The sequence below is a fragment of the Actinoalloteichus spitiensis RMV-1378 genome (assembly GCF_000239155.1).
In the GTDB taxonomy this organism is placed as follows: Bacteria; Actinomycetota; Actinomycetes; order Mycobacteriales; family Pseudonocardiaceae; genus Actinoalloteichus_B; species Actinoalloteichus_B spitiensis.
Genome location: NZ_AGVX02000192.1, coordinates 1 through 18,732 on the forward strand (window position 1 = coordinate 1; position 18,732 = coordinate 18,732).

Sequence of the window (18,732 nt, forward strand, 5' to 3'; positions counted from 1 at the left end):
GGCGGCCGACCGGCTCGCCCGGCGGGTCGCCGCCGCCGGTGCCCGACCAGGGGACGCCGTCCTGGTCCTGCTCGAACGGTCGGCGGCCGTGGTGATCACGGCACTCGCCCTGGCCAAGGCCGCGGCCCTCAACGTCGCCGTCCACGGCAGCTACTCCCCGGACCGGCTCCGGCGCATCCGGGCCCACACCAACGCCGTTCTCGCTCTGGTCGACGCCGACCACGCGGCCCGGTCCGCCGAGGAACTCCACGGACTCCGCACGCTGGTGGTGGGCAGCCCTCATTCCGACGAGCCGAGCTCCACCCCTGCCTGGCCGCAGGGCGTCGCACCACGCGCGCACCCCGCTCAGCCGGCACTGCTGCTGTTCACCTCGGGCACCTCCGGGGAACCCAAGGGGGTGACGGTCCGGCACCGGGACCTCGTCGGCCGCCTGCTCAACGGCCACTGGCGACGGAGTCGGCGCCACACCAGCCTCTTCCACTCCTCGCACGCGTGGGACGCGGTCGCCTTCGAGGTCTGGTCGCCGCTGTCCAATGGTGACCGCATCGTGGTGGCACCGCCCGGTGTGCTGTCGGTCGAGGACATCCGCGAGCTCGTGACCAGGGAGGGCATCACCCGGCTCCTGCTGACCGCCGGGATGCTCGCCGTCGTCGCGGAGACCGACCCCGACGCCCTGGTCGGCGTCAGCCGGCTCGAGACCGGCGGTGACGTCGTCCCTCCCCACGCCGTGGCCCGGCTGCGGCGCCACCTGCCCGAGATGGAGGTGCTGCACTGCTACGGCCCGGTGGAGACGACGGCCTTCGCCGTCGCGCACGTACTCCGTCCCGGCTCGCGGAGCACCGGTCCCCTCCCGCTGGGAACCCCCGTCGACGGCAGCGAGATCCGCCTGCTCGACTCCGCCCTGCGCCCGACCCCGCCGGGCGCCCCCGGGGAGATCTGGATCGCGGGCACCGGCCTGACCGCCGGTTACCACCGCGCTCCCTCGTTGACCGCGTCGCGGTTCGTCCCCGACCCCTTCGGTCCCCCCGGCTCCCTGATGTACCGGACAGGTGATCTGGGCCGGTGGGACGAGGAGGGCTCGCTGTACTTCCTCGGCAGGGAAGACCGCCAGGTCAAGGTCAACGGGTACCGCGTCGAGCCCGGGGAGGTCGAAGGGGCCCTCACCGCACTCCCCGAGGTCGCGCAAGCTGTGGTGGTGGTGCGGCGGTCCGCCACCGGTGGGCAACGCCTGGTTGCCCACCTGGTGCCCGTACCGGAGCCCGCCCGGCAGGGCCCCGAGACGCCGCCCCCGGCGCGCCTCGACGTCGAGGCGGTCCGGGAGCACGCGGCGCTGGTGCTGCCCGGCTACCTGGTACCCAGCGATTTCCTCGTGACCGACCGGCTCCCCTTGGACCGCCACGGCAAGGTCGACACCTCGCAGCTCCGCGACGATCCCGGGTCCCCGCCCCCGTCCGCCCCGCGCCGTCTCCCCAGAACTCCCGTGGAGGACGTGCTCTGCGGCGTCTTCGCGGCGGTGCTCGGCCGCGACCGCGTCGATCCCGACGAGAGCTTCTTCGGCCTCGGAGGAGACTCCCTGACCGCGATGAGGCTGGTGGCCGACGCCACCACGGCGCTGGGCCGGGATCTGAGGGTCCGCGACCTCTACGCCGCTCCCACCCCGGCCGCACTGGCCCACCGGGCCGGTGCCACCGGTTCGCCGCGCCCCGGCCCCAGAACGCGTCCGGAGGTGATCCCGCTCTCGGCCGCTCAGGAACGCCTCTGGACCGTCAACTACCTGCACGGGGCAGACAGCGCGTACAACTCCACCGTCGCTTGGCGACTGGTCGGCTCCCTCGACGCGGACGCACTCCGCGCGGCGGTCGGCGACGTCCTCGACCGGCACGAGAGTCTGCGCACGGTACTCCCGTACGTCGAGGGGGCGCCCCGACAACAGGTCCTGCCTCCGGGCGCAGGCGCCGACCTGCTCGTCGCCGGGGACATGACGGCGGGCCAGGAGGACGACGAGGTCGCTGCCCTCGCGGACACCGGCTTCGACCTCACCCGCGAGCTGCCGGTGCGGGCCAGGCTGCTCCGGCTCGCCGAGGACGAACACCTGCTGGTCCTCGTGATCCACCACTCCGCTGTCGACGGCTGGTCGCTCGGTCCCCTCAGCGCGGACCTCGCGACCGCGTACCGGGCCCGGCGGAGCGGGCAGCGGCCCCGGTGGGACCGACCAGCCCCCCAGTACGCCGACCACACCCTGTGGCTCGCCGAGGCGTTGGGTGACCCCCGGCAACCGGAAAGCCCCGCCGCCAGGCACTCCGCGTACTGGCGCCAGCGGCTCGCCGGGCTGGGCGCCCCGGTGGACCTGGCCTTCGACCGACCCAGGCCGCCGGTGGCCAGCAACCGGGCAGGTCACACACCGCTCCGCGTCGACGCCGCTCTCCACGCGGATGTCGTCCGGCTGGCGGCGGAGAGCCGCGCGACCGCCTTCATCGTCGTCCAGGCGGCGGTGGCGGCGCTGCTCACGCGGTGGGGAGCCGGCCACGACGTGGTCGTGGGGCTGGTGATGGCCGGTCGGGACGGGGAGGACATGGCGGAGCTGGTCGGCTGTGTCGCGAACACCGTGGTGCTGCGGGTGGACACCGGAGGAGGCGTGTCCTTCCGGGAACTGGTTCGCCGGTGCCAGGCCGAGGTGTTGGCCGCCCACGAACACCAACAGCACCCCTTCGAACGGGTGGTCGAGGAGGTCAACCCACCTCGATCGCGAGCACATCACCCCCTGTTCCAGGTCGTCGTCGCCTTCCAGAACCTCGGTTGGTCCCCGTTGGGGCTGGCCGGTGTGCGAACCACCCCGGTGGCGGTTCCACCGGCCAGAACGCCGTTCGAGCTGCACTTCGACATCCAGGAGCGGAGGGACGCCGAGGGGCTGCCCCTCGGGTTGGAGGGCGTCCTGGTGCACGCCGCCGACCTGTTCGAGCCGGGGACCGCGCGGCGCCTCGCCGAATCCTTCGGTGCCCTGCTCCGGGAGGTGGTGAACCATCCCGACGAACCCTGGGCCGAGGTGGCCCCCGCTGGCCCCGCCCTCGACGAGCGGTAGGAGGGCGCCCAGGAACCCGGAAAGCAACGAGAGCGGGAGGAACGTCCTGATCAGCGCTGTTAGCGTGGGGCGAAAAGCCTTGACGCTCAGCACCATCCTCGAATTGAATGGGAGCGGAACTGGGAATAGGGCGAATCGGCGCGTTCGGTACCGGATGACCAGTCGTTTCCGGGAGATCGACGGTTCGCGGCTGGCAGTTCGAGACGAAGCGGACACCCGACACGACGTCCCGGCCGATCGCGCGACCCGACGGCCGGCAGGCGACCACACTGCTCGACACGGACGACAAAGGAACGCTGATGACCAACCCGTTCGAAGACCCGGACGCCACCTACCTCGTGTTGATCAACGACGAGGGGCAGTACTCCCTCTGGCCCTCGTTCGCCGAGGTGCCCGGTGGCTGGACGGTCGTGTTGACGGAGACCGACCGGCAGTCGTGCCTCGACTACATCGAGGAGAACTGGACGGACATGCGTCCCAAGAGCCTCATCCGCGAGATGGAGAAGGCCGCGGGTTCCGGTAGCTGACCGTTCCACCTGGAGTTCGCGAGGATCGGTCGGGGGTGCCCGCTCCGGCCGATCCCTCTTGCGGAACGGGTCCTCATGGCGCCGTCCCCGCAAGGCCGCACGCATTCTCGCCGCTTCGACGTTAGGCGACCTCACCGCGTCCTTACGCCGTCTGTGCTCTTTCCCCGCGCGGCGGAGGCGCCCCGGAGTCCGCACCGCTCCCGTGCATCCCCTGCTGAGGTGGTCGGGCCGGATTCCCGCCGGCCCGACCACCGATCTCGTTCCCCCCCCCCCGAACGCCGTGTACCGCAGGTGTAGGACCGGCTTTGGCGGAGGATTAGCAGGACTTCGCCCGTCGCCTCGCCGGAACGGGCTGCGACGGTGCCGCCCCTTCGAGGTTCCGTTGCCGTGACCCTCTTCAAGTCGGCTCGGGTCGAGGCCGTGCCCCGGTGGGAAGCGGAGTTCGGGACGAACGGACACCTGTTCCAGCGTGACGATTCCCTGGTGCGAGCGGAGTCGAAGACGGGCGCCCCAGACGACGGGGTGGAAAAGGAATCCATGCCCGTCGAACACCGCTTCGCCGCCGCTCTCATCCCCAGTGCGCCAGGAACCGCGCGGGCCGGTGGGAGGCCGTTCTCGCGTTCGGGTTTTCGGCTTCCTCGGCTTCACGAGAGGCTGAAGCTCCCCCATTTGCCCTTGAACAGGGAGAGGCCCAGCGGAGTCATGGTGTGAATAGCGGCGGTCCGGGTTCGGTGTGTGGTGATCAGGCCTGCGTTGCGCAGCACGGTGGCGTGCTGGCTGGCCGAACCGGCCGAAATGCCGACCCGTTTCGCGATCTCCGTCGTCGTCCTGCTGTCGGTGAGCGAACGCAGGACCGCGGCGCGGGTGTTGCCGACCAGGGCGGCGAGTGACTGCTCGGTGGGCGCGGCTGCCCACAACACCGAGGCCGCCGCCGGACTGGGCGGGACGGGGTAGACGAGGATCGGCGGCTTGGCGGTGTTCGCGCGGTTCAGGAACAGTCTCGGCTGGCCGAACAGGAACAGCGAGGGGACGATGATGATCCCGCTCCCGTTCAGGGTGACCCGGCTCGGGGTGCCTGGTGAGGTGTGGGGGAGGGTCAGCACCGGGGAGGTCCACTGGATCTGCCGGTGCAGGGTGCCCAGGAGCCTGTCGAACCCGGCGGTGAACAGGATCCGGCCGGCGGACTCGCGTTCGGTCTCCAGGTATCCGTGCACCTGCGGCCAGAAGTAGCGAATGGCCGACTCGTAGAACTCGTGAATGCTGTCGCGGAGCTGGTGGCTGCGGGACTTCTTTATTCCCAGCGTGTTCAGTTCTATTTTCACGTGATCGGACGAGGACCGTGTCAGTGTGACGAGGTTCGCGACCGGGGACAAGTCACGTGCGAGGGTGAGGAGGTCGCCTAGGCGCTTTCCTAGCCGTGTTCTCGCCTCTTTTCTCCATCCAATGAAGGCATCGCTGATGTTGTGTTGGAGGAGGTCGAGGGCGAAAAGGGTCTCCGGTACCGGGCCCAGCGTCGTCAGAATTCTGGTGTGGGCGAGATCCTCGAACGTGAAATGAATTTCTTGTGTCCTGGATCCGGTGCGAGGCAACTCGTTCGTGAGCATGGCACCCTCCTGGTCGTCCCGGCGCCGGTGTGGTGTGGGTGCACAACCCGCTGGCGTCCGGGTGTTCGTTGTGCGCCGAATGATCGTCGTGGGCGTGCTGAGCAGATGTCAAGCGCATGTCGGGTTCGAGCCGTACGGCATGGTTGTGATGACTTTGTGTGGTCGGGAACGACGCGGGCGAAGGCATGGGAACGCGAGCGGTCGTTGGTTTTTCAACCAGCTACGTGCTGTTACGTAACACTTGTTCGTATCACTCTCGGTGATTTGGTGGACAAATGCGCGCGTGATAGCGGATGGCTCAGTGTTCTGCTTAGGTTTCGGGATCTGTTACTTGACCGTGACTCGGCTTCGGGTGCGCTGCTGGTGTCCGAAAACCGAGCACTTCCGTCGGTCCTCAGTGGTAGCATCCGACCGCACCAAAGGTCCCGTGGAGACGACCGAACACAAGGCGTGGTCCCGATCGCGCCTTTGTGTGCTGTGCGCGAACACGTTCCGTTTTGGTGCCAGTCAAAACCTCTATGTCAGTGCGGGGTGTGCGGAGTCGATGGCGAATACCGAGTCGGTGCGTACGAGGTTGCTGGCGGCGCAAGCCGGAGTCTGGTTCGGCCAACAACGCGACCCGAGCGACGCGGGGTACCACATCGCGGAGCTCCACGAGATCCAGGGCGACATCGACCCGGCCCTGTTCGAGGCGGCGCTCCGTCAGGTCGTCGCCGAGACGGACGCGCTGAACACCCGGTTCGCCTCGGACGAACTCGGGCCGTGGCAGGAACCGGACGCCAGCCCCTGGCCGCTCCACGTCCTGCACCTGTCCGGGCCCGACCCGCGCGGCGAGCTCGACGAGTGGATCCGCCGTGACCTCGCCACCCCCGCCGACCTGACCGCCGAGCCCTCCTTCACCCAGGCGCTGTTCTCGGACCCGGCCTCCCGCCGCTGGTACTGGTACCAGCGCGCCCACCACATCACCCTCGACGGGTACAGCCTCCAACTCGTCACCAACCGGGTCGCCGAGGTGTACACCGCCCTCGTCGCCGGCGACCAGCCCAGCTCACCGCCCTTCGGCTCGCTGTCCGAACTGGTCGACGAGAACCAGCGCTACCTGGAGTCCGGCGAGCTCGAACGGGACAGGACCTTCTGGACCGAGTACCTCGCCGGCGCCGCCGGCCCCCTGACCCTCAGCGGCGGCCCGACCGGGAACCAGGGGCACCACCTCACCCGGTACGCCCTGCCCCTCGACACCACACAGGAGCTGCGGCGCGCCGCCGACGAGGCCAACGTGCGGTTCACCCGGTTCCTGCTCGCCGCCCAGATCGCCTACCTCGCCACGGTCACCGGCCAACGCGACGTCATCGTCGGCATGCCCGTCACGGCCCGCTCCACCCGGCGCGGCAGGACCACCCCGGCGATGATGTCCAACGTCGTACCGATCCGGCTCGCCATCGGTCCCCACACCCGCGTCGGCGATCTGCTCACCGAGATCGCCGACGAACTGCGGCGCCTCCTGCCGCACCGCCGCTTCCCCAGCCAGCTCCTCGACCGCGCACTGGCCGGCGCGGGAGCCGACCACCCCGCCCAACGGACCGTGGTCAACGTCCTGCCCTTCGTCTACGAACTCGACTTCGCCGGTGCCCGCGCCACCACCCGGGTCGTCGGCTACGGGCCCTCGACGGTCCCCGACCTGGCGATCTACGTCTTCGACCGGTCCGAGACCGAAGGGCTGCACGTCGACCTGGTCGCGAACCTGTCCCTGCACACCGTCGAGGACGTCGACCGGCACCAACGCCAGTTCGTCGCCTTCCTGCGCACCTTCGGCGCCGCGCTCGCGGAGAACCGCCCCCTCGGCCAGCTGGAACTCGGTTCTCCCGCCGACCGGCACGCCACCGTCGACCACTGGAACCGCACCGCCCGCCCCGAAGTCGGTAGCCCCACCGTGCTCGAGCAGTTCGCCGCGCGCGTCGCCGAGCACCCGGACGATGTCGCACTCCTGTGCGGGGACACCGCCCTGACCTACCGCGAGCTGGACGCCCGGGCCAACCAGCTCGCCCACCACCTCGTCGCCTCGGGCGTGCGCCAGGAGGACCGCGTCGCGCTGGTGCTTCCCCGCTCGGTCGACTTCGTGGTCTCCGTGCTCGCCACGCAGCGGGCCGGTGCGGCCTACGTGCCGATCGACCCCGCCTACCCGGCCGAGCGCATCGCCTTCCTGCTCACCGACAGCGACGCGGCCCTCGTCTTGACCCGGCGAGGCCTGACCGATGTCGTCCCCGGTCGGACCCCCACGGTGGAGCTCGACGCCGAGGAGAGCAGTGCGGCGCTCCGCCAGCAGCCGACGCACCCGGGACCCGACCTCCCCGTCCGCCCTGGCCAGGCCGCCTACGTCATCTACACCTCCGGCTCCACCGGCCGCCCCAAGGGCGTCGTCGTCACCCACGCCGGCACCGCCAGCCTGGTGGCGACCCTGACCGAGCGGCTGGGAGTCACCCGCGAGTCCCGGATCCTCCAGTTCGCCTCCCCGAGCTTCGACGCCGCCTGGTGGGAACTGTCGGAAGCCCTGCTGACCGGAGCGGCCCTCGTGCTCGACCCCGACGACGGCCGCACCGGCACGTCCCTGCTGGGGGAGAAGTTCACCGAGACGGTCGCCACCCACGGCGTCACCCACGTGCTCCTGCCGCCGGCGTTCCTCGCGACACTGCCCCCCGACGCACTGCCGCCCGGTCTCGTGCTGGCCGTCGGGGGAGAAGCCTGCCCTCCCGCCCTCGTGCGGCGCTGGGCCGCCGCCGACCGGCGCATGATCAACGCGTACGGGCCGACGGAGAGCACCGTCGCGGTCACCATGAGCGACCCGCTGTCATCCGAACTCGACGGTCCACCCCCCATCGGCCGGCCCGTCATCAACACCCGGGCACACGTGCTGGACGCCGCGTTGCGTCCCTTACCCGTCGGGGTGGTCGGCGAACTCTACGTGTCCGGAGCCGGACTCGCCCGGGGCTACTGGAAACGCCCCCAACTGACAGCGGAACGCTTCGTCGCCAACCCCCACGGCCAGCACGGCGAGCGGATGTACCGCACCGGTGACCTGGTCCGGTGGCTGCCGCACGGCGAACTGGAGTTCGTCGGCCGCACCGACGACCAGCTCCAGCTGCGCGGCTTCCGAGTGGAGCCGGGCGAGATCGAGGCGGTCCTCGCCGACCACCCCGAGGTCGACCAGGCCGTGGTCGTCCCACGTGGCGACACCGAGGAGGACCGCCGTCTGGTCGCCTACGTGGTCCTGACCCCCGGAGAGCCGGCGGGAACCACCGCCGGCGGCGCGGCCCCGAGCGGCGGCGAGGACGTCCCCGCGCGGCTCCGCGCGCACCTCACCGCCAGCCTGCCGGCGCACCTCGTGCCCGGCGACGTCGTCGTCCTCGACACGATGCCGGTCACCCCCAACGGGAAGATCGACAGGACCGCGCTGCCGGAACCGGCGAGGACCCACCGCGACAGCCACCAGCGGGCACCGCGCACCCCGGACGAGGAGGTGCTGTGCTCGGTCTTCGCCGAGGTCCTCGGTGTCGACGTCGTCGGGGTCGACGACGACTTCTTCCAACTCGGAGGCCACTCGTTGCTGGCCACGAAGCTCGCCAGCCGCATCAGGAACCTCCTCGGCGTCGAGATCACCCTCGGGGCCGTCTTCAACCACCGCACCGTGGCGGAACTCGCACCGGTGCTCCGCGCGAACGGTGCCGCGCGCCCACGCCTGGACCGCCGGAGCGACACCGACCAACCCGTCCCGCTCTCCCCGGTACAACGGGGACTGTGGTTCCTCGACCGGCTGACCGGGGCGGACGCCACCTACAACATCCCCGTAGGCCTCCGGTTCCACGGCACCCTCGACCACGACGCCCTCCGAGCCGCGCTGCGGGACGTCACGGCCCGCCACGACAGCCTGCGCACCACCTTCCCCGAGGTCGACGGAACCCCGCGCCAGCAACTCCTCGACCTCGACCGCGCCGCGCCCGCGCTCGAGGTCCACCGCACCGCCGACGCCGACCTGCCCGCAGTCCTCACGGACGCCGCCAGCCGCGGCTTCGACCTCGCCGCCGAGGCGCCACTGCGCGCGGACCTCTTCACCTCCACCGCCGACGACCACCTCCTGCTGCTCGTCCTGCACCACCTCGTCGGCGACGGCTGGTCGATGGCGGTGCTCGTCCGCGACCTCGTCGACGCCTACACGGCACGAGTCGCCGGCACCGAGCCCGACCTGCCCGAACCGGCGGTGAGCTACGCCGACTACACCCACTGGCAGCGGGAGGTCCTCGGTTCCGACACCGATCCGGACAGCGTGCTCGCCCAGCAACGCGAGTACTGGCGGACGGCCCTCGACGGCATCCCCGACCGCCTCGACCTGCCCACCGACCGGCCCCGTCCCACCGAGGCCAGCAACCACGGCGCCGTCCTCCCCCTCCACCTCGATGCCGCCGCGCACACCGCCCTGGTCGACCTGGCCCGCGCCTGCGGCGTCACCGTCTTCATGGTGGTCCAGAGCGCACTCGCCGCGCTCCTGACCCGCCTCGGAGCGGGGGAGGACATCCCCGTCGGCACCCCCGTCGCCGGTCGGACCGACGACGCGCTCACCGACGTCGTCGGACTGTTCGTCAACACGGTGGTACTGCGCACCGACACCTCGGGCGACCCGACGTTCCGCGAACTGCTGGACCGGGTCCGCCGAACCGACCTCGCTGCGTTCGCCCACCAGGACATGCCCTTCGAACGGGTCGTCGACGCGGTCGCCCCGGAACGGACCCTCTCCCGGCACCCCCTGTTCCAGGTGATGTTGGCCTTCCAGGAGGACACACCGACCGAGTACGCCCTGCCCGGGTGCTCGCTCACGGTCGAACCCGTCCACCCCGGTGTGTCCAAGTTCGACCTCTCCCTCGACCTCGGTCAGCGGTGGACCCCCCAGGGAACCCCCGCCGGAATGGACGGTGTCCTCGAGTACGCCACCGACCTGTTCGACCGCGACACCGCCGCGGCCCTCGTCGACAGGTTGTGCCGCGTGCTCGGCGCCGTCGCCACCGACCCGGACCTCCCCGTGAGCCACCTGCCGGTGCTCAGCGGGGACGAACTCCGGCAGGCCCTCCTCGGCTGGAACGACACCGCCGGACCGGTGCCCACCACCAACGTCGCCGATCTGCTCGCCGAACGAGCCGCGACCACCCCGGACGCCACCGCGCTCGTCGCCGGGACGACCAGCCTCACCTTCGCCGAACTCGACGCGGAGGCCAACCGGCTGGCCCGGGCGCTCCTCCGCCGGGGCATCGGCCCGGAGGACCTGGTAGCGGTCGCGCTGCCGCGCACCACCGACTTCCCCACGGCCGTGTTCGGCGTCCTCAGGACCGGCGCCGGCTACGTCCCCCTCGACCCCGCCCATCCCGACGAGCGGCTCTCCTTCCTGTTGCGGGACACCGCCCCGAACCTGCTGCTGACGACAGGGGCGATCGAACCAGCCATCCCCGCCTCGCCGGAGCTGCCCCGCCTCCTCATCGACCACCCCGACCTCCGGGTCGAGGCGGCGGGGCCGATCGACGACGGCGACCGCCGTCGCCCGTTCTCCCCGTCCAACCCGGCCTACGTCATCCACACCTCGGGGTCCACCGGCCAGCCCAAGGGAGTGGTGGTCGAGCACCGGTCACTGGCCAACCTGTACCACGCCTACCACGCGGAGGTACTCGCACCGCTCGCCCAGGCCGCCCCCACGGCGGGACGCCAGTTGCGGGCGATGCACCTGACCACCTGGACCTTCGACGCGTCCTGGGACGTCCTGCTCTGGCTGCTGGCCGGTCACCAGGTCCACGTCATCGACGAGACCGACAGGCTGGACGCCGACGCCCTCCTCCGCTACGCCCACGACCAGCGCATCGACTTCATCGACGTCGTCCCCTCCTACCTGGACCAGCTGCTCAACCTCGGTCTGTTCGACGGGAGCCGGCACGCCCCCACCGTCCTCAGCGTGGGCAGCGAGGCCACCAGCGCCGCGCTGTGGCGGCGCCTCCGCGCCGTGCCCGGACTGACCGGCCACAACCTGTACGGCCCCACCGAGTGCACCGTGGAAGCCCTGTCCTGGCGGATCGCCGACAGCGACCGCCCCCTGGTGGGACGCCCCCTGCTCAACACCCGCGCCTACGTGCTCGACCGGGCGCTGCGTCCCGTCCCCCCCGGCACCACCGGGGAGCTGTACCTCGCCGGAGCCGGCCTCGCTCGGGGATACCTGCGCCGTCCCGAACTCACCGCAGCCCACTTCGTGGCCGACCCCTTCGCGCACCTCCACGGGCTGGGTGGCGACCGCATGTACCGGACAGGTGACCTCGTTCGCCAGCGGAGGGACGGCGCCCTGGACTACCTCGGGCGCGCCGACGACCAGGTCAAGGTCCGCGGGTTCCGGATCGAACTCGGTGAGGTCGAAGCCGCCGTCGCCGCCTGCCCCGGCGTGCGGCAGGTCGCGGTGCTGGCGCACACCGACGGACGGCGGGACCACCCCGCCACCCGCCTCGTCGCCTACGTCGCCGTCGACGGCGCGGACGTCGACCAGGTCCGCGCCCACCTCACGGCCACCCTGCCCGAGCACATGGTGCCGGCCGCGTTCGTCGCCCTCGACCAGCTCCCGGTCACCAGCAGCGGAAAACTCGACCGGGCCGCCCTGCCCACCCCGGAAGCGGCGCCCGCCGACCGACGGTCCCGTGGGCCCCGCACCCCGGCCGAGCACACCCTGTGCGCCATCTTCGCCGAGGTGCTCGGTCTGCCCGAGGCGGGCGCCGAGGACAGCTTCTTCGAGCTGGGTGGCGACAGCATCATGTCGATCCAGCTCGTCTCCCGCGCCCGCCGTGCCGGACTCCTCCTCAGCCCCCGCGACGTCTTCGCCCACCGCACCCCGGCCGCCTTGGCCTCCGCCGCCAGGACCGAGACCGCGATCACCGCCCCCGACGTCCCCACCGGCCCCCTACCACTCACCCCGATCAGCGCGTGGCTCCGGGACCAGGAAGCCGGCGTCGCCTCCTTCAACCAGTCGATGCTGGTCCAGACCCCACCCGGCCTGGACCACGGCGTGCTGGCGGCCGCGGTCCGCGCCGTTCTCAACCACCACGACGCCCTCCGGCTCCGCCTCGACCCCGGTGACGACGAGTGGAACCCCGTCGTCCACCCGGCGGACGCTGTCCAGGTCGACGACGTCCTCCACCGGGTGGACATCACCGCGCTGCCCCCGGGGGACCTGTCCGCCCTCGTGGCGGGATGCGCCGAGACCGCCAGGGCCAGGCTCGACCCCGCCGCGCACCTCGTCGACCTCACCTGGTTCGACGCCGGAGCCGACCGGCCAGGACGGTTGCTGCTCACCCTGCACCACCTCGTCGTCGACGGCGTGTCCTGGCGCATCCTGCTCCCCGACCTCCGCGCCGCCTACGAGGCCCTGGCGGCCGGCACGACCCCGACGCTCGACCCGGTGGGGACCTCCTTCCGCCGGTGGGCACACCTGCTCGCCGACGACGCCACCACCCCTGCCAGGGAAGCCGAACTCGAACACTGGGAGAACACCACCGCCGAACTGGACACCACCCTCGGCGGCACCGCCCCCCACCCAGGTCGACGCCCGGCCCGACGCGGCAACCTGGTGACCGCCCTCGACCCCGAGCACACCCGGCCCCTGCTGGGGGCGGTTCCCGCCGCGTTCCACGCCACGGTCAACGACGTCCTCCTCAGCGGATTCGCGGCGGCGCTCGTCCACCGCCGCGGCACCGCCGGGCCGCTGCTGATCAACCTGGAGGGGCACGGCCGGGAAGAACACCTCGGAGACGCCGTCGACCTCTCCCGCACAATCGGCTGGTTCACCAGCCAGCACCCGGTGCGCCTGGACCCCGGAGTGTTCAGCTGGGACGACACCGTCTCCGGCGGGCCGAGCGCCGGCCGCCTCCTCAAACGAGTCAAGGAACAGCTGCGCGCGATCCCCGACAACGGGATCGGCTACGGACTCCTGCGCTACCTCAATCCCCGCACCCGCGCCCGGCTCGCCGCCTCCGGCGAACCCCAGATCAGCATGAACTACCTCGGCCGTTTCGGCGCGCCCGACACCGAGGACTGGGGACCCGCCCCCGAGGGCGCCGTGATGTCCGCGGACATCGACGAGGACACCCCGAGTCACCCGATCGAGATCAACGCCCTGACCGAGGACGGTCCGGACGGTCCCCGCCTGATCGTCCGCGTCTCCTGGTCCTCGGACGCGCTGTCCGACGTCGACGCGCACGCCCTGGCCGAGGACTGGCTCAGCGCCCTGCGCGGGCTCGTTGCCCACGCCGCGAAACCGGGCACCGGAGGCCGGACACCCTCAGACCTCCCCCTGGTCACGCTCAGCCAGTCCCAACTGGACCGCTTGGAAGGGGAACACCCCGACCTCGTCGACGTGCTACCGCTGGCCCCGTTGCAGGAGGGCCTGCTGTTCCACGCCGCCTACGACGAGGACCACGACGTCTACACCGTGCAGACCGTACTCACCCTGCGCGGCTCGCTCGACAAGGACGCCCTGCGGGCCGCCGCGGACGGGCTGCTGCGCAGGCACCCCACCCTGCGCGCCGGTTTCCACCACACCGACCTCGACACGCCCGTGCAGGTCGTCCCGGCACCGACCAGCACGCCGTGGCGGGAACACGACCTGACCGGCATCCCCGCCGCCCGGCGAGAACGTGAGGTCGCCGCCCTGGTCGACGACGACCGGAACGAACGGTTCGACCTCACCCAGCCCCCGCTGGTCCGCTGCACCCTGATCCGGACCGGCGCCGACGAACACCGCCTCGTGCTCACGCACCACCACATCCTCGTGGACGGCTGGTCGACACCGCTGCTGCTCGACGACCTCTTCAGCCTCTACCGGTTGGCGGGCGGCACCACGGGTCTCCCCGACGCCCCCGCCTACCGCGACTACCTGGCCTGGCTCGTCGACCAGGACCAGGGCGCGTCCCTCGCCGTCTGGCAGCGGGCGATGGCGGGCCTGGCGGAACCGACCCGGGTGGACCCGGCCGGTCCGCGCCGCGACGTCGTCCTCCCGAAGCACCTCGTCGTGCGCGTCGACGCCGACGGCACGAGCCGCCTCACCGGCTTCGTCCGCGAGCACGGCCTCACCACCAACACCCTGGTCCAGGCTGCGTGGGCGTTGCTGTTGCACCGGCTCACCGGCCGAGGCGACGTGGTGTTCGGCTCGACGGTGTCCGGCCGTCCCGCCGCCGTTCCCGGCATCGAGAGGATGGTGGGCCTGTTCATCAACACCCTGCCCGTCCGCGTCCGCCTCCGCCCCCAGGAACCGGTGATCGCCCTGCTCACCCGGATCCAGGGCGAACAGGCCGCACTGTCGGACCACCACCACGTCCGGCTCGCCGACCTCCAGCGATCCGTCGGTGTCGGGGAACTGTTCGACACCAACACCGTGCTGGAGAACTACCCCGTGGACAGGGACGCGTTCACCAGCGTCGACGATGGCCTGGAGATCACCGGGATCACCGGCAACGACACGACCCACTACCCGCTGAGCCTCGCCGTCGTGCAGGAACCGGCAGGCCTCACCCTGCGCTTCGAGTACCGCCCAGACGTGTTCGACGACCACACGGCCTCGACGATCGCGCAGCGCTTCCGAACGGCCCTCGACCAGCTGGTCACCCACCCCGACCGGCGCGTGGCCACGCTCGACCTGGCACTGCCCGCCGACGACCGCGCGGCCGGCTCGCGCGACGACCTCCCGGCGCCCAGCGGCGCCAGGGGGACCCCCAGCGGCCCCGACGCCCCACGACTCACCCTGGTCGACCTCTTCGAGGCGCAGGTACGGCGCACCCCCGACGCGATCGCGGTGACCACCGGCGGGAACCAGCTCACCTACGCCGAGCTGAACGCCCGGGCCAACCAGGTAGCCCGACTGCTCACCGCCGGCGGCGTCGGACCCGAGACCATGGTCGCCCTGGCCACGTCTCGCTCAGCCGAGATGGTCATCGGTGTCCTCGCCACGCTGAAGGCAGGCGCGGGATATCTGCCGCTCGACCCGACGCACCCGGCGGACCGACTCGCGTTCATGATCGCCGACAGCCGGCCCGCCTACGCCCTGGCCACATCGGACGCCCCCCTCGCGGCCCTCCGGGCCAGTGGCCTGTCCCTCGTGGCCCTGGACGACCCCGGCACCCTCGCCGAGCTCGCGGCCCTCCCCACCGAGGACCTCACCGACCGCGACCGCCCCGCACCGCTCCTGCCCGACAACACGGCCTACGTCATCTACACGTCCGGGTCCACCGGCATCCCCAAGGGCGTCGTCATCCCACACCGGAACGTCGTCCGCCTCTTCACCGCCACCGACCCCTGGTTCCACTTCTCCCCGGACGACGTGTGGACGCTGTTCCACTCCTACGCCTTCGACTTCTCCGTCTGGGAGATCTGGGGACCCCTCCTGCACGGCGGGCGCCTCGTCATCGTGCCCCACACCACCACTCGATCTCCCCACGAGTTCCTCGACCTGCTCGACGCCGAAGGCGTCACCGTCCTGAACCAGACACCCTCCGCCTTCTACCAGTTGGCCCGCGCCGACCGGGACCGCGCCCACGCCTCCGCGCTGTCGCGACTGCGCGCCGTCGTCTTCGGCGGCGAGGCGCTCGAACCCGGTCGTCTCCGCGACTGGTACGAAGCACGACCCGAGCGGCCGTCCCTGGTCAACATGTACGGCATCACCGAAACCACCGTCCACGTCACCCATCTCGCCCTGACCAGGGAAATGGCCGACGAGGACACCGGGAGCCGCATTGGGGTACCGATCCCCGACCTGCGGGTCCACGTCCTGGACGACTTCCTCCGCCCCGTGCTGCCCGGCGTCGTCGGCGAGCTCTACGTGGGCGGAGCCGGCCTCGCCCGCGGTTACCAACACCGCCCCGGCCTCACCGCCACCCGTTTCGTCGCCGACCCCTACGGCCCGCCCGGCGCGAGGCTCTACCGCACCGGTGACCTCGCCCGCCCCCTGGACGACGGCGGTCTCGACTACCTGGGGCGGGCCGACCGGCAGGTCAAGATCCGAGGTTTCCGCGTCGAACTCGGCGAGATCCAGACCGTGCTCAGCACCCACGCCCAGGTAGCAGAGGCCGCGGTCATCGTCCGCGAGGACCAACCAGGTGACCAGCGGATCGTCGGCTACCTCGTCCCCGAGAACCCCGACTCACCGCCGACGGCGAGCGACCTGCGGACCCACCTGGCCCAAACCCTGCCCGAACACATGGTCCCCGGCGCGTTCGTCACCCTGTCCACGTTGCCCCTCACCGTCAACGGCAAACTGGACCAGCGGGCCCTGCCGGCCCCCGACTTCGAACTGCTGGCCGGGGCCAGCGGCCGGGAACCCCGCACCGCCCAGGAGGAAATCCTCTGCTCAGCCTTCGCCGAGGTGCTCACCCTGCCCAAGGTCGGCGTCGACGACAGCTTCTTCGACCTCGGTGGCCACTCCCTGCTCGCCACCCGGCTGATCAGCCGAATCAGGACGGCGCTCGGGGTCGAACTGCCCATCCGCGCACTCTTCGAGGCACCCACCCCGGCCTCGCTGGCGACCCGGCTCACCGACGCGACCAGAGCAGGGGACTCGGTGACCGTGACCGCCCGCACCGAACGACCCGCAGTGCTGCCGCTGTCCTACGGCCAGCGGCGGCTCTGGTTCCAACACCAGCTCGAGGGCCCCTCAACCACCTACAACATGCCGATCGCGCTGCGCCTGACCGGCCAGCTCGACCGGGCCGCGCTGCGCGCCGCCCTCGCCGACGTCGTCCGACGCCACGAGGCGCTGCGCACCGTCTTCGCCGAGACCGACGGCCAACCGCACCAGGTGGTCCTCGCTCCGGACAGCGCGATCCCCGACCTCCTGGACACCACCGTCCCCGAGGACGGACTGGCCGACGCCCTCACCGAGGCGGCCCAGCACACGTTCGACCTGACGTCGGAAATCCCCGTCCGCGCCAGCCTCCTCACCACGGGGCCGACCGAGGCCGTACTCCTGGTCCTGCTGCACCACATCGCCGGCGACGGATGGTCGCTGGCCCCGCTGGCCCAGGACCTGGTCACCGCCTACGCGGCCCGTCAGGAGAACCGCCCGCCGGAGTGGGCGCCGCTCCCCGTCCAGTACCCCGACTACGCGCGGTGGCAGCGGCAGCTGCTCGGCGACCACGACACGCCCACCCCGTTGTTCACCCACCAGCTCGACTACTGGAGACGGCAACTCGCCGGCGCCCCAGAAGTACTCGACCTCCCCACCGACCGCCCCCGCCCGGCCACCGCCACCTACCGGGGCGGCACCGCCCCGTTCCAGATCGACGCCGAACTGCACCAGCGGATCACCGGCCTCGCCCGCCGGTGCAGCGCCACGGTCTTCATGGTTCTCCAGGCGGGAGTGGCCGCACTGCTCAGCCACCTCGGCGCCGGTAACGACATCCCGCTCGGCACCGTCACGGCGGGGCGGGGCGACGAGGCACTGGACGGCCTGGTCGGATTCTTCGTCAACACCCTGGTGCTGCGGACCGACACCTCCGGCAACCCGACCGCCGAGGAACTGGTGGGGCGCGTCAGGGAAACCAGCCTCGCCGCATACGCGCACCAGGACATCCAGTTCGACCAGCTCGTGGAGGTGCTCAACCCCCACCGCAGCCCGGCGCACCACCCGCTGTTCCAGGTCGCGCTCGCGATGCAGAACTCCCCGGACGCCGAGTTCGAGCTGCCCGGCCTCCGGGTCGCCCCCGTGGAGGCGGACACCGGGGCGGCCCGGTTCGACCTGTTGTTCAGCGTCACCGAACGGCACGCCGAAGGTGGAAGAGCCGGAGGCGTCGACGGCTTCGTCGAGTTCGCCACCGACCTGTTCGACCGCTCCACGGTCGACGCGCTGGTGGTCCGTCTCATCCGGACACTGGCCGGGATGGCCGACCACCCTACCCGCAGGCTGAGTGCCCTCGCCGTCTTGTCGCCGGCGGAGTGGCACACCCAGGTCGTGGAGTGGAACGACCGGGGTGCGGCGGTGGACCCGGTGCCCTTCGCCGAGCTGGTGTCCCGGCAGGCGCAGGCCCGTCCCGGGGCGGTCGCGGTGGAATCCGGGACGACCACGCTGACCTACGCCGAGTTGGACTCCCGGGTCAACCGGTTGGCCCGGTTCCTGCGGGGTCGGGGTGTGGGACTGGAGACCCGGGTCGGGTTGTTGCTGCCCCGGTCGGTGGAGATGGTCGTGGGCATGCTCGCGGTGATGCGGGCTGGTGGGGTGATGGTGCCCTTGGACCCGTGGTACCCGGCCGAGCGGATCGGGTTCATGCTCTCCGACGCCGGGATCACCCACGTCCTCACCGCCACCGGCTGGCAGCCCGAGGACCTGGATCTCGACGTACCCGTCGCGGTGCTCGACCAGGCGGCCACACTGGCTGAGCTGGAGGCCACCGATGACTCCCCGGTGCGGGTAGCCGTTCCCGGTGACGCGGCGGCGTATGTGATCTTCACGTCGGGGTCGACCGGT

The 18,732-nt window shown here is 71.5% G+C and carries 4 protein-coding genes; 3 read left to right on the top strand and 1 reads right to left on the bottom strand.

Features of this window, described 5'->3' with window-relative positions; genetic code table 11:
- Positions 1-3,079, top strand: a 3,079-nt coding sequence (locus ACTIDRAF_RS0209880) for a non-ribosomal peptide synthetase (protein ID WP_016698577.1), incomplete at its 5' end; no start/stop codon positions are given.
- Positions 3,080-3,378: 299 nt separating this feature from the next.
- A complete protein-coding gene (locus tag ACTIDRAF_RS0209885) occupies positions 3,379-3,606 on the top strand; it encodes an MbtH family protein (RefSeq protein WP_016698578.1) in 228 nt (75 codons plus the stop codon).
- Between the two features lie 644 nt (positions 3,607-4,250).
- Here the strand turns inward: ACTIDRAF_RS0209885 and ACTIDRAF_RS32715 are convergent.
- The gene (locus ACTIDRAF_RS32715; protein WP_157162951.1) at positions 4,251-4,928 is read right to left on the bottom strand and encodes an ArsR/SmtB family transcription factor; all 678 of its coding nucleotides are present in this window, start codon (positions 4,926-4,928) and stop codon (positions 4,251-4,253) included.
- Positions 4,929-5,754: 826 nt separating this feature from the next.
- Between ACTIDRAF_RS32715 and ACTIDRAF_RS35275 the strand changes: the two genes are divergently transcribed.
- The coding region (locus tag ACTIDRAF_RS35275; protein WP_157162952.1) for a non-ribosomal peptide synthetase at positions 5,755-18,732 on the top strand (12,978 nt) is incomplete at its 3' end.

What these genes read in the sequence shown, in the direction of transcription:
- ACTIDRAF_RS0209885 (WP_016698578.1), top strand. Translation starts at nt 3,379, where the DNA reads ATGACCAACCCGTTCGAAGACCCGGACGCCACCTACCTCGTGTTGATC.